At 63.0% G+C, this 13,249-nt stretch carries 9 protein-coding genes; 7 read left to right on the top strand and 2 right to left on the bottom strand.

Annotated features, from left to right (window positions below; genetic code table 11):
• Nucleotides 1-20: 20 nt before the first annotated feature.
• Nucleotides 21-1,037 carry a DUF930 domain-containing protein gene (locus tag BC360_RS03890; RefSeq protein ID WP_065794346.1) on the bottom strand — a complete coding sequence of 339 codons (1,017 nt, stop codon included), beginning with the start codon at nucleotides 1,035-1,037 and terminating at the stop codon, nucleotides 21-23.
• Nucleotides 1,038-1,410: 373 nt separating this feature from the next.
• On the opposite strand from BC360_RS03890, the gene BC360_RS03885 reads away from it, so the two are divergent.
• From BC360_RS03885 to BC360_RS03870, 4 genes are all read left to right on the top strand, one after another.
• A complete protein-coding gene (locus BC360_RS03885; protein WP_065794345.1) occupies nucleotides 1,411-2,454 on the top strand; it encodes an amino acid ABC transporter substrate-binding protein in 1,044 nt (347 codons plus the stop codon).
• Nucleotides 2,455-2,512: 58 nt separating this feature from the next.
• A complete protein-coding gene (locus BC360_RS03880) occupies nucleotides 2,513-3,664 on the top strand; it encodes an amino acid ABC transporter permease (protein WP_244512661.1) in 1,152 nt (383 codons plus the stop codon).
• The gene (locus tag BC360_RS03875) at nucleotides 3,661-4,734 is read left to right on the top strand and encodes an amino acid ABC transporter permease (RefSeq protein WP_065794343.1); all 1,074 of its coding nucleotides are present in this window, start codon (nucleotides 3,661-3,663) and stop codon (nucleotides 4,732-4,734) included. Before BC360_RS03880 ends, BC360_RS03875 begins: the two co-directional genes overlap by 4 nt.
• Before the next feature lie 81 nt (nucleotides 4,735-4,815).
• Nucleotides 4,816-6,024 carry a TIGR03862 family flavoprotein gene (locus BC360_RS03870; RefSeq protein WP_065794405.1) on the top strand — a complete coding sequence of 403 codons (1,209 nt, stop codon included), beginning with the start codon at nucleotides 4,816-4,818 and terminating at the stop codon, nucleotides 6,022-6,024.
• Nucleotides 6,025-6,246: 222 nt separating this feature from the next.
• On the opposite strand, the gene BC360_RS03865 is transcribed toward BC360_RS03870, so the two are convergent.
• On the bottom strand, nucleotides 6,247-8,061 hold the full coding sequence (locus BC360_RS03865; RefSeq protein WP_065794342.1) for an ABC transporter ATP-binding protein: 1,815 nt from the start codon (nucleotides 8,059-8,061) through the stop codon (nucleotides 6,247-6,249).
• 463 nt (nucleotides 8,062-8,524) lie between these two features.
• Here BC360_RS03865 and BC360_RS03860 point away from each other — a divergent pair, with 463 nt between their 5' ends.
• The 3 genes from BC360_RS03860 to BC360_RS03850 are packed head-to-tail and all read left to right on the top strand — an operon-like array spanning nucleotide 8,525 to nucleotide 13,157.
• A complete protein-coding gene (locus BC360_RS03860) occupies nucleotides 8,525-9,916 on the top strand; it encodes an ABC transporter substrate-binding protein (protein ID WP_083222435.1) in 1,392 nt (463 codons plus the stop codon).
• An 11-nt stretch (nucleotides 9,917-9,927) separates the two neighbouring features.
• A complete protein-coding gene (locus BC360_RS03855) occupies nucleotides 9,928-11,820 on the top strand; it encodes an ATP-binding protein (RefSeq protein WP_065794404.1) in 1,893 nt (630 codons plus the stop codon).
• A complete protein-coding gene (locus BC360_RS03850) occupies nucleotides 11,817-13,157 on the top strand; it encodes a sigma-54-dependent transcriptional regulator (RefSeq protein WP_065794340.1) in 1,341 nt (446 codons plus the stop codon). Before BC360_RS03855 ends, BC360_RS03850 begins: the two co-directional genes overlap by 4 nt.
• Nucleotides 13,158-13,249: the final 92 nt, after the last annotated feature.

Raw genomic sequence — 13,249 nt, 5'->3', positions numbered from 1 at the left:
GACGCCCCGACAAAGCAGGTCTAGTTTGTCGGCAGCTTGCGGCTCTTCCAGGCCATTTCCGGCACGATGCCGCCGATCGCGTAGCTGAACGAGATAACCTCGACCGTCTCGAGATCGACCTCGCACTTGAAGTTAACGTCGTACCAGTTGCCCTTGCTGCGATAGGCGCCGCCGCTCGCATCGATCTGATCTTTGCCGATAAACCCGCCTGATGGCCCGAAGGGCACGAGCATATCCGGAAAATCCTTTGGCCGCTGGTGGCGGATCTGCTCCAGGGCTTCGATGCTGCAGAGCTGGAGGATACGCTTCTTGACCGGCAGCTGGCTCATCGCCTGCTTGACGCGCGGATCGGCTATCGATTTGGCCGAGAAAAGCTCCTCGGCCTCGACGAACCTGTCGGACGGCAATTTCGCCTTTGCCTCGGCCCTGCCTTCGGCTTCTTCGCTTTTTTCCTTGCCATCGGCGGGTTTGCGCACCGGCACCGGATCGGATTTCGGCAGCGCCTTGTTGGCATCCGCCTCGGCAGCCGGCTTCTTTTCAGCAGCGTTTTTCTCGCCGTTGGCGGTGCTCGACAGGACGGCAAGCTGCTGCGGCGCGCGCTCTTCGGTCTGCGGCTGCTTCTGCGCCTTCGCCTCGTCTTTTTCCAGCTTCTCCGCGGCATTAGCCGCGGCCGCCTTCTTCGGCTCGTTCACCACATCCTTCTTCTCGGCTTTCGCAGTCGGCGGAAGCTGAGCGACCTTGGCCTCCTGCTTGGTCTTGGCGGCGGCCGATTCGAAGGCCTGCGGCTGTTGACGGGCAGGCGCCGGCTGTGGCTTCGGCTGTTCCTTCTTCGGCTGAGCCTCCTGCTTGGGTTTCTCCTCCTGCTTCGGCTGTGGCGGAGACACGATCTCGACGCTGATGCTCTGTTCGCCCTGCGGCTTGGGCGTTTCATGCGGCAAGCGAAACAGCACGAGGAAGATCACGAGCAGGTGCAGCGCGACCGAGGTCGGCGTGCCCCATCTGATCTTCTCCCACCACTTTTCGGAAAACAGCTGCATCGCCTACGAGATAATGGACCACATGGGCGGAAGCTAGGTGCTTGAGCACGTCTCAACAAGGGGGCGCACTATGTCTTGGCCAAGGTCCGCATTGCGACGAGCGAAGAAACGTTCGTCACCCGAAGAGCCGATGCAGGCTAATCCGAGCTGACCGCGCAGCCAATGGGTTGTGAATGGCTGATGGGGCGACGGCTCCAAGCCACCGCGGTCATTCCGCTGACGCTGAAAGGCGAGAAATTTCTTCCCGCAACGGCAGAAATTCCGCACGAACATCTCTATTCTATATTTTCTATAGATTTAAAACATAACTTAGTTGCGGCCTTGAGTTTGACGGGCGGCGCGACGGACGAACATCACGGCCAGGAGCCTCTTCATGCAGCGAAATTCTATCGGAAGCAGATTTTTCACAAAGGCATTTGCGGTAACGGCAGCCCTGACCGCCGCCCTGATCGCCTCTTCAGCACTTGCGGGCGAAACCCTCGACAAGATCAAGGCGCGCGGGCTCATCAAGGTGGGCGTCGGCACGACTCCGGGCTACTTCACGCCCGATAGCAGCGGCCGCTGGCAGGGTTTCTTCGTCGATTTCGGTCGGGCGCTGGCGGTCACCGTCTTCAACGATGCCGAGAAGGTCGAGTTCACCAACTCTTCGCCGCAGCAGCGACTGCCCGCCCTGCAATCGGGTGAGTTCGACATTCTGCTCTCCGGCGTCACCCAGACGGTGACCAGAGCGTTCAAGCTCGGCTTCCATTTCGGTCCGGTGGTCTTCTACGACGGCCAGGGCCTGCTGGTGCGCAAGGATCTCGGCGTCGCCAAGGGCGAGGAGCTCGACGGCGCAACGATCGGTGTGCAGAGCGGCACGACCGGCGAACTGAACATCGCCGATTTCTTCCGCAAGACCGGTAAGGCCTTCACGCCTGTGACGATCGAGGAAACGGGCGAATTCCTGAAGGCACTCGATTCCGGCCGTGTCGACGCGCTCACCCAGGACGCCACCGACCTTGCCGCCAAACGCACGCAGCTATCGAAGCCGGATGACTACGTCCTTCTGCCCGAGCGCCTGTCGAAGGAGCCGCTGGCACCGGCCATCCGCGCCGGCGACGACCAATGGCTGGAGATCGTCAACTGGACCGTCTACGCCACGATCCAGGCGGAAGAATTCGGCATCACCCAGAAGAACGTCGACAGTTTCCTCACCAGCGAGGATCCGGGCATCAAGCGCTTCCTCGGCGTCGATCCATCACTCGGCGAAGCCATCGGGCTTGATCCGAAGTTCGCCTATAACATCGTCAAGGCGGTCGGAAACTACGGCGAGATCTTCGACCGCAACGTCGGCAAAGGCACGCCGCTCAACTTCGACCGCGGCTACAACCAGCCCTGGACCGCCGGCGGCCTTCTCTATTCGCCGCCGTTCCGTTGAGCCTTTGCCGGTACCTGCGATGACATCCACTTTTCGACCGGGCCCACAAGGGCCCGGATTGCCCTCCCGCTTAAGCACCTGGCTCGGCCCCTTGCCCTTTGGGCAGATCTTCCTGTTTGCCGGCGTGCTTGCGATCTTCGCGCTTTTCGGCTCCAACACCGTCGACAGCATGCAACGCACGGGTCTCTCTCCGGGTTTCGGTTTCCTCTTCCATCAGGCGAATTTCGAAATCGGCGAGACGGTACTGCCCTATTCGGCGGGAGACACCTACGCCCGCGCGCTTGCGGCGGGCCTTGCCAACACCATCAAGGTCGCCATCGTCGGCTGCGTACTCGCGACTGTTCTCGGCGTTGCGCTCGGCATCGCCCGGTTGTCGGGCAACCTGCTGCTGGCAACTTTCGTGCACACCTATGTCGAGTTGCTGCGCAACACGCCGCTGCTGCTGCAGCTCTTCCTCTGGAGCGCGATCATCCACGCGCTGCCGCCGCCACGCGGCGCCTATGTCTTCCTCGAAAGCGTCTATCTCAGCAATCGCGGCGTCCATGTCCCGTCCGTTTCGCTGCAAGGGCTATCCTGGGCGATCTGGCTGCCCGCAATCCTGCTGACAGCCTATGCTTCGCTGTCGCTTGCCCGGCGTCTTCTGACAGGTTCCACCTTCTATATACCGAAGGCCGCCATGACCGTGCTCGGTTCGCTTGTCGTCTGCTACCTCGCGCTCACCTCTTTCGGCCTTGCCGCCACCATCGATTTGCCGGCCAAAGGCGGCTTCAACATCAAAGGCGGCCTCTCGCTGACGCCGGAATTCTTCGCGCTTTTGATCGGCCTGGTCGTCAACGCATCCGCCTCGATTTCCGATATCGTCCGCAGCGGCATCCAATCGGTGAAATCGGGCCAATGGGAAGCGGCACGTGCGCTGGGCTTGAAACCCGCGCAGATCATGCGCCTCGTCGTCCTGCCGCAGGCGTTGCGTGTCATCACGCCACTGATGATCTCCAGCTTTCTCGACCTCACGAAGAACTCCAGCCTCGCCGTCGCGATCGGCTATCCCGATATCGTCAGCGTCGCCAATACCACCGCGAACACCACCGGCCAGGCACTCGAAGCGATCTGCATCATCGCCGCCGTCTATCTCACACTGAGCCTTTCGGTCTCCGCACTGATGAACCTCTATAACCGGCGCATCGTCCTGCGCGGGGAGGCACGGCGATGAGCCACATCGAATTGCCGCCACCGGTCGCGCCGGATTGGCATCGCTGGCGGAGCGGTCTTTTCGGCGGCTGGGGCAACAGCCTCATCACGCTTGCCGCTCTCGGCGCCTTTGCCTGGCTATTCCATCCGCTCTTGCGCTGGGCGGTCATCGACGCCGTCTGGACGGGAACGGCAAAGGATTGCGCGGTTGACGGCGCCGGTGCCTGCTGGGCCTTCATCGGCGCCAAGCTGCGTTTCATCCTCTTCGCGTTCTTTCCACCGGACCTGCAATGGCGCCCCGCCCTGGTCGTTGCAACGGTGCTCGCTTTGCTGGTGCTATCCGCGCTTCCTCGCTTCTGGAGTTTCAGGCTGGTGCCGCTGTGGATCGCGGCCCTCGTCTTGAGCTGGCTGCTGATGGCGGGCACGCTGACGCCGCCTCAGGTATCGACCAACAACTGGGGCGGACTGCCGATCACACTGGTCGTCTCGATCGCCGGCCTGGCCTTTGCGTTCCCGATCGCGCTTTTACTGGCGCTTGCCCGGCAATCGAACATGGGCGTCGTCCGAACGCTGGCGATCACATTCATCGAGACGCTGCGCGGCGTACCGATGATCGCCGTGCTTTATGTCGCCATGCTGATCGTTCCGCTCGCCTTGCCGAGTGGTGCCGCCATCGACAAGCTGTTGCGCGCGCAGATCGGCGTGACGCTGTTCTTCTCGGCCTATCTCGCCGAAGTCATTCGCGCCGGGCTGCAGGTTGTGCCCTGGGGACAGCGGGAAGCAGCGCTTTCCCTTGGCCTTGGCTATATCCAGACGATCCGCCTCATCGTCCTCCCCCAGGCGCTTCGCGCCGTCATCCCGGCGATCGTCAATCTTTCGATCGGCATCGTTCTCAACACATCGCTGCTGGCGGTGATCGGCATCTACGACCTCCTGAATGCGGCCAAGACCTCGGCCACGGATCCGACATGGCTCGGCTTCCATACCGAGGCCTATGTCTTTGCCGCGGCCGTCTATTTCGTCATCTGTTTCACCGGCTCGCGCTACAGCATCTGGCTCGAGAAACGCCTGAATGCCGCCACCCGGCATTGAAGTGGCCGCTCACGCCGCCTTGCGCGAGACGTCCTGACGGGCCAAGAGTGGCCGCAACGGAATCGGATGCCGGACGGGCGCATGAAACGAAGCGAAATCGCGATCATCGGCGGCGGGCCGAGCGGGCTGATGGCGGCGGAGATCCTGTCTCTGCAGAACCATTCGGTGACGGTTTACGACAGCATGCCGACCGTTGCGCGCAAGTTTCTGCTGGCCGGAAAATCGGGTCTCAACATCACCCATTCCGAAGATTTCCAGCGCTTTGCCGATCGCTTCGGAGCCTCATCGGAGCGATTGCGCGCGGCACTCGACGCCTTCACGCCCGCGGATGTGTGCGCCTGGGCGGAGGGTCTCGGGACGGAAACCTTTGTCGGCTCGTCCGGCCGCGTATTTCCAAAGGCGATGAAGGCGTCGCCGCTGCTGCGCGCCTGGATCAGGCGGCTGGATGCGCAGGGCGTCCGGATCCTGACACGGCATCGATGGACGGGCTTTGACGGCCGAGCACTGGTCTTCGACACACCGGATGGGCGTAAGGTCGTGCACAGCGATGCCACGCTTCTAGCGCTCGGCGGCGCCAGCTATCCGCGGCTGGGGTCCGATGCCGGCTGGCTGGCGGTTTTGAATGACGTGGGTGCCGACGTCGCCGAGTTCCGCCCCGCCAATTGCGGTTTCGATGTCGACTGGAGCGCTCCGTTTAGCGAACGTTTTGGCGGCGAAGCGCTGAAATCCGTAACCGCCACTTCAAAGGCGGGGACGATCCCCGGCGAATTCGTCATCACCCGTCACGGCATCGAGGGCAGCCTCGTCTATGCCCATGCGGCACATTTGCGCGACCCCCTGCAGACGCAGGGGACTGCTGCGTTGCAGATCGATCTCGTCCCCGGACGAACCGGCGACCGGCTGGCCAAGGACCTTGCGCGCCAGGACAGCAAGATGAGCTTTTCCAATCGCCTGCGCAAAGGCGCTGGGCTCGCGGGGGTCAAGTCGGCACTGCTGCGCGAGATTGCCCCCGAGGCGCCACGCGCCGATCCGAAGGCGCTTGCCGAACTCATCAAGTCACTGCCAATTGCCGTTCTTCGTCCCCGCCCCATCGCCGAGGCGATTTCATCGGCAGGCGGTGTGCGTTGGAGCACCATGGATGACGCCTACATGCTGAAGGCGCTGCCGGGCATTTTCGTCGCCGGCGAGATGATCGACTGGGAAGCGCCGACCGGCGGCTATCTGCTCACCGCCTGTTTCGCCACCGGCCGCGCCGCGGCGCGCGGCATCAACGCATGGCTGCGCCGGTAGGTGTCGCATTCACAAGGCGGCATCGATGGCGCCCCGGCCAAGGAAAGCGAAACGCAAGACGCCGGCACACTTACAGCGCCGCGCGTCTATCTAGACGCGCAAAGGTCGCTGTAACACTTTGAGCTGCTGCATAATTTTGTCCTTAAATCGATTCCGATTTAAGGAATTATGCAGTAGGTACCGGCGTCCGTGCATTTCACCGTTTGCGGCTTGCGCCTGACCTCAGCTGTCGTTGAGCACGAGGCCCTTGGTCAGTTCCAGCGCCTGCCGCTCGAACAGCCCCCGGTAGATGCCGCCGTCGAGGCGGATCAGCGCCTCGTGCGTGCCCTCCTCGGCGATGCGGCCGTGGCTGAACACCAGCAACCGGTCGAGCGCGCGCACGGTCGACAGCCGGTGCGCGATCACCAGGGTTGTGCGCCCCAACATCAACCGCTCCATCGCCTGCTGGATCAGTACTTCCGATTCCGAATCGAGGCTCGAGGTCGCCTCGTCCAGAATGAGGATCGGTGCATCTGCCAGGAAGGCCCGGGCGATGGCGATGCGCTGGCGCTCGCCGCCCGAAAGCTTGACCCCACGTTCGCCGACCAGCGTGCCGTAACCTTTCGGCAGCGCGGTGATGAAGTCGTGGGCGCTCGCAAGCTTTGCCGCCTTCTCGATCTCCGCTTGCGTGGCCGTCGGCCTGGCATAGGCGATGTTCTCCGCAAGCGACCGGTGGAACAGGATCGGCTCCTGCTGGACGATCGCGATCTGCTGGCGCAGCGAAGCCTGGGCAACGCCGGCGATATCCTGACCGTCGATCCGGATCTGGCCGGACTTCAGGTCGTGCAGGCGCTGGATCAGCTTGACGAAGGTCGTCTTGCCCGAGCCGGAGTGTCCAACAAGACCGACACGTTCCCCCGCCGGTATCGTCACCGAGAACCGATCGTAGAGCGGCTTGCGATGCGCGCCGTAGTGGAAGGTCACATCGTTGAATTCGACGCGGCCATCGGTGATGCGGATCGGCTTTGCATCGGCCTTGTCTTCGATACCGAGCGGCTGGGCGTGGATGTCCACCAGCTCTTCCATATCGTTGACGGATCGCTGCAGGTTGCGGATGTGCATGCCCACTTCACGCAGGTAACCCTGCAGGATGAAGAAGGAGGTCAGCACGAAGGTGATATCGCCCGCAGTTGCCTGTCCGCGCGACCAGAGGAACAGCGCAAAGCCGATGACCGCCGCCCGCAGTACGAGCAACAGCGCGCCCTGCGTCGTTCCGTTCACCGTTCCGCGGACCCAGGTCCGGCCCGTGCGGTCCCGCCATTTGGCCAGCACCTTGACCAGCCGGGCATCCTCGCGCTTTTCCGCCCCGAAGCCCTTCACGACGTTGTTGCAGCTGACGGCATCGGCAAGCGAACCGCCGAGCTTGGTGTCCCAGCTGTTGGCCAGGCGCGCCATAGGCGCGACGTAGCCCAGCGACAACGTGACCGTTGCAGCGATGAAGATGAGCGAGCCCACGCCGATGATGACACCCATCATCGGCCAGTACCACGCCATCAGAGTGGTCGAGCCGACCAGCATGATGACCGACGGAAACAGCGCGATCAGCAGCGTATCGTTCAACAGATCCAGCGCCCACATGCCGCGCGTCACCTTACGCACCGTCGAGCCGGCAAAGCTGTTGGCATGCCAATCAGACGAGAACCGCTGAATGCGGAAGAAGGCCGCCGAGGCGATGTCGGACATCATCTTGAGCGTCAGATCGACGACACCCATGAAGGTAAAATGCCGGAAAATGATGGCACCGAGCGACAGGGCCGTCATCATCCAGAATGCTGCAAGTGCCGCATCCCAGGCCACCTGGTCCGAGGCAGCACCGGTCACGACCGCGTCGACAAGCCGACCGGAGTAAAGCGGCGTCAAGACATCCGCGAGCGTCGAAAACAGAACGGCGCCGAGGATGAAGCAAAGGCGAAGCGGCTGGCGCTTCCAATGGACCCAGGTGAAACCGAGAACGCTGCGGAACGCACCGCCGCGCAAGGCGAAACGAGTAAAAGCCATAACGATTGCCCAATGCCAAAAGCACTGGCCTCAAAATTCTAATCAATGAAACATGCCGAGAAAGGGAAACGGTTTTCCTATCGGCATCAATGGATTGGTAGCTTCCGCATCAAGGGAAGACCAAAGTCAGCGAAACAGGTCCTGACTTGAACAGCTAAAGAGCGCGAATGCTCTCAAGCGTCTACTTCAGAACTGCACGCCGCCCCGTAGGGAGAAAGAATAAGCTGGCATCTGAAACCTCCCTGATCTGTTGCCGGAAGTCGGGTTATAGGCGAATCGCCCGCAACCGCCAAGCGAGGAAATCTAGCCATGCCGCCAAAGCACAACCGGTGCGGCTCGTTTGCAACAGTGTACAGGCCGCGTCAGGGTTTACGGCGACACGGTCTTCATAGCAGAGTAAACCGTCGGCCGATGGCGGGATCAACCCGCGGGATGACGGCAACGAGGGAGGGACCGCGCGCGCATGCTTCCCAAAGGGAGCAGGCGCTGGTCGTGGTGGCGTGAAGTGTTGAAGGTCCGGTTCGTCATTCTTGCGGCATTGCGGCTGCTGGCTCTTGCCTGCGTCACCATGCTCGTGTCCGCTGCGCAGGCGGCCGAAAAACAGGATCTGGTGGTCGTCACCTCGTATCCGCCGTCGTTCTTCGAGCCGTTTCGGCAGGCGTTCGAGACCGCGAACCCTGATATCCGCATGTCGATCGTTCAGCGCAACACGGCAAGCGCGACGCGCTTCGTCATGGAAAAAGCCGATGTCCCGGCCGACATATTCTGGGCCTCGGCCGCCGATGCTTTCGAGCTGTTGAAGCGCAGCGGCGATCTGCGCCCGATTGCGCCGCGCCACACCGGGGCTGCCGAAAAAGTCTTCGGCTATCCGGTCAACGATCCCGAGGGCTATTACCTGGGCTTTGCTCTCTCCGGATACGGCTTCGTCTACAATCAGTCCTATCTCGCTCAGAACAAGCTGCCGGTGCCACGAGACTGGCAGGACCTGCTGAAGCCCGTCTATTCCGGTCAGATCGGCATCACCACCCCCTCGCGGTCGGGCACGACGCATCTGATCGTCGAAGCCTTGCTGCAGACCTATGGATGGGAAAAAGGCTGGGCGATGCTGTCCCAGCTCGGCGGCAATCTGTCGACCGTCACGGCCCGCAGTTTCGGTGTTGCATCCGGTGTCGCCCAAAGGCGCTTCAGCATCGGCATCACCATCGACTTCCTCGCCAATGCGCCTGATTTCGCCGATGCGGGCAACGTGTTCATCCTGCCGCCCGACACCGTGTTCGTACCGGCCAGCATCGCGATCCTCTCACGGGCGCGCAATGTTCGAGCTGCCGAGCGGTTCATCGATTTCGTTCTGTCGGAAGACGGCCAGAGGGTGCTGTTGCTGCCGGCCGTGGCCCGCATTCCCCTCAACCCGGCGCTCAACAAGGGCCTGCTACCGCAGGAAAGCGGTGACGGCCTGTTGAAATACAGCGGTTTCGACGCGGCGCTGTCGGCACGACGTTATGGTCTCGTCAACCTGATCTTCGACGACTATATCGTGCGCCGCCGGGCGACGCTTGCCCGGCTTTGGAAGAGGGTAGCGGACCTGGAAGCAACCGAGATCGAGGATGCGCAGCAGCGCAGCATGCTTGCGAGAGCCCGGCGTCTGCTGGGCACGCCGCCGCTTTCGGCAAGCGACGTCGAAAACGCGGACGAATCCCTCAAGGCCGAGTGGCCGCGCAGCATTGCCCGCTCGCCGGCGCATACCGCGCTGACGCAGAGGTTGCGCGCCACGATCGAGCGGAATCTGGCGACAGCCGAAATGCTTCTGTCCTCCGTCGGACGACCGGCGGCAAACCTGCAGCCATGGCGGCAATAATGAACCCAGCCATGGCCCCTGCTTCCGCCGCGCGCCGCTGGCGGTTCGGCATCGGTGCGCGGCTCGTCCTGGCCTTCGTCGCGATCGTCGGGCTCGCCGTCGGCGCCTGCCTTGTCGGCTGGCTGTCCTATGAGCGGCTGTCCGGCGAACTGTCGCGGATCGCGGAAGACCAGATGCCGCAACTCGCTTTCGCCTCCCGGCTGTCGAAGGCGGGCGCCGACATCGGTTCGGTTACGACGGTTCTCGCCGGTGCCGAGACGCGTTCCGAGTATAACGAGATCCGCAGCAGCTACGCGGCTCGCCTCACCACGTTGCGCTCGCTACTTGGGGAAGGCGGCGCGAAGTCGGATGCGACCGATCTGCTGCCGCTGGCAGAAGCGATCGGCGAGAACCTCGACAAGATCGACCTTGCTGCCGGCAAGCGCTTCACCCTTCGCGAGGCGATGCGCTCCGACATCGACGAACTGCGGTGGGTCCAGGCAGACCTGCTTGAGGAGGCAGACCCGCTCGTCGACGACATTCGCTTCAACATCGAAGCCGAGACGCGCAACGGGCACGAGGCGGCAGCGCTCGCGGAACAACAAAAGAGCGAGGCGTTGCTGACGGCCGTATCGCAGGCGAACCTGGCGACGGGGCTGATCGGCCGGCTCGTCAACGCCGCCACGCAAGAGGAAATCCAGGAAACCAACGCCTTCCTCGGCGACAGTGCCGACGAACTCGCAAGCCGCATTGCCAGTCTCGAAAACTGGCCGGACAGCATCACCGTTCGGCAACTGGCGCGCCGTATTCTCGACCAGTCAGACGTGCTGACGGGCATCCCCAATCGCAAGCGCTCGGAAATGATCGAGGCGGCAAAACTCTCCGAGCTCGCCAGCCAGAACGGCCGCCTGGTGGACGACCTCGGACGCCGGATCGAAACCGAAGTGGTGGCGATAGAGGCCAGCGCCGCCGCAGCTGCACAGCGCGCTGCCGCCGCGATCGAAACCGGACGCAGCCTGCTCGTCGCCATCGCCATTCTTTCGGTGCTGCTCGCAACCGCGATCGGCTTCTTCTACGTCTACCGCAATCTTCTGGCGCGCATCCGGCTTCTGTCGGCAGCGGCGGGCGCGATCAGCAGCGGGCGCCCGGCAACCGCGATCCCCTCACCCGAAGCAGATGAACTCGGCGATCTTGCCCATGCCCTGGTCCTGTTCCGCCAGACGCGCGACGAGTTGATACAGTCGGCAAAGCTCGCGGCTCTCGGGCAGATGGCAGCCGGCATCGGCCACGAACTCAACCAACCGCTGGCAGCCCTTCGGGCACACATCCACAGTGCCACGACCCTGATCGGGCGTAGCAAAGGCGAGCAGGCGTTGCTCAATCTCGACAAGATGAAGGGATTGACCGGACGCATGGCCGACCAGATCAGCCATATCCGTCGCTTTGCGCGCCGGCCCGACGCGCAGTTGCGGCCCGTCGACCTTGCAGCCGCCGTGCGCGACGCGCTCAGCCTGCTAGAGCACCGCTTCGAGGAAGAAGCTGTCGAGATGCAACTGCGCCTGCAGGGGGACGCCACCGTCATGGTAATGGCCGAGCCGGTGCGGCTCGAACAGGTGGCGGTCAATCTCATCGGCAACGCGTTAGACGCCGTCAAAGGCAGGCCGGTGCGGCAGGTGAGCGCAACGATAGGACAGGTCGGCACCGATGCCCGGTTGATCGTCGGCGATACCGGAAACGGCATTGCTGTTGCCGACATCGGCGCGGTTTTCGACCCATTCTTCACCACCAAGCCGGTTGGTTCCGGCCTCGGGCTCGGCCTCTCCATTTCCTACAACATCGTCAAGGACTTCGGCGGCGAGATCTCGATCCTCGAAACCAGTGCGCACGGCACGCAATTCCTCGTATCCCTGAAAGGCCCGCAATGACGTTGGACCCGGATATCATCCTCATCGACGACGATGCCAGCGTGCTTGAAGCCTGCTGTCAGGTGCTCGAACTGGAAGACCTCAGCGTATCGCCGCACGGTTCGGTGACATCGGTGCTCGCCGGCCTTCGCGCCGACAGCCGCGCCGTCATCGTTTCCGACGTGCGGATGCCGGATCACGATGGCTTCGATCTGGTTGCCGCCGTGCGCAAGATCGACCAGGAAATCCCGATCATCCTCATGTCAGGCCACGGCGACATCCCTATGGCCCTTCGCGCCATGCGCGACGGCGCCTGGGATTTTCTGGAGAAGCCCGCAGATCCCGTGCATCTGATCGAGACGGTGCGCCGCGCCCGGGACCATCGCCGCCTGCTGCTCGAGAACCGACGACTGCGGTTGTCGGTGGAAGACGACGGCTGGGAAACGCGCCTGATCGGACATTCCACGCCGATGGTTGCACTGCGGGAGAAATTGAAGCGCATCGCTGCGGCGGCGACCGACGCGCTGATTATCGGCGATACCGGCACCGGCAAGGAAGTGACGGCACGTGCGCTCCACGATTTCAGCGGACGCAAGGGGCGGTTCGTCGCCGTCAATTGCGGCGCCATTCCGGAAACCATGCTGGAATCGGAACTCTTCGGCCATGAAGCCGGCGCCTTTACCGGCGCACGCGAAAAGCGCATCGGCAAGATCGAATACGCCGACGGCGGCACGCTGTTTCTCGACGAGATCGAATCGATGCCGCTTGCAGCCCAGGTGCGGCTGCTGCGTGTGCTGCAGGAGCGCGTCATCGAACGGCTCGGCTCCAACGTCGAGCTGCCGGTCGACATGCGCGTCGTGGCGGCGACGAAAGCGGATCTGCACGAGGCCGCGAAGAAGGGCGATTTCCGGGAAGACCTCGCCTATCGCCTCGACATCGCCCGTGTGGAGCTGCCGCCGCTCGCCCAACGCAAGGGCGACGTCGGCCTCTTGTTCCAGCATTTCCTTGGGCTCGCCGCCAAGCGGCAGGGCCGGACGCCGCCACGGGTGAGCGCCGAGCTGCTGGCCGAACTCAATGGCAGGCCATGGCCGGGCAACGTTCGCGAGCTGCGCAACGTCGCGGAACGCTTCGTGCTCGGGCTTGAAGACCACCGCGATAGCGACCGGGCAGCGCAAAGCCGCGAGACTCTGGAGGTGCAGATGGACCGGCTTGAGCGCGCCATCCTTCTCGACAGCCTGGCCAGGCACGACGGCCGCGTCGGGGCAACCGCCGATGCGCTCGGCATCTCCCGCAAGACGCTTTACCTCAAGATGCGCAAGTTCGATATCGCCGCCCAGAACGATGGCGAGGCCGGCTGATGTTACCGATTTGACCCGGCCATTCTGCTAGATTGTTACCGTCTCTACCCATCAGGCAGCCATGAACCCCTGACCTCCTGCTGTTTTCAGTC

Source organism: Ensifer sp. LC163 (genome assembly GCF_001695855.1).
Classification (GTDB): Bacteria; Pseudomonadota; Alphaproteobacteria; order Rhizobiales; family Rhizobiaceae; genus Ensifer.
Note: the sequence above shows the minus strand (reverse complement) of the source record. Positions and strands in the feature narration are given on the sequence as shown.

Bases quoted from the DNA above. Each gene is read 5' to 3' on its own strand.
- BC360_RS03890 (WP_065794346.1), bottom strand. From the start codon at position 1,037: ATGCAGCTGTTTTCCGAAAAGTGGTGGGAGAAGATCAGATGGGGCACG.
- BC360_RS03885 (WP_065794345.1), top strand. From the start codon at position 1,411: ATGCAGCGAAATTCTATCGGAAGCAGATTTTTCACAAAGGCATTTGCG.
- BC360_RS03870 (WP_065794405.1), top strand. From the start codon at position 4,816: ATGAAACGAAGCGAAATCGCGATCATCGGCGGCGGGCCGAGCGGGCTG.
- BC360_RS03865 (WP_065794342.1), bottom strand. From the start codon at position 8,061: ATGGCTTTTACTCGTTTCGCCTTGCGCGGCGGTGCGTTCCGCAGCGTT.
- BC360_RS03855 (WP_065794404.1), top strand. From the start codon at position 9,928: ATGGCCCCTGCTTCCGCCGCGCGCCGCTGGCGGTTCGGCATCGGTGCG.
- BC360_RS03860 (WP_083222435.1), top strand. From the start codon at position 8,525: ATGCTTCCCAAAGGGAGCAGGCGCTGGTCGTGGTGGCGTGAAGTGTTG.
- BC360_RS03875 (WP_065794343.1), top strand. From the start codon at position 3,661: ATGAGCCACATCGAATTGCCGCCACCGGTCGCGCCGGATTGGCATCGC.
- BC360_RS03850 (WP_065794340.1), top strand. From the start codon at position 11,817: ATGACGTTGGACCCGGATATCATCCTCATCGACGACGATGCCAGCGTG.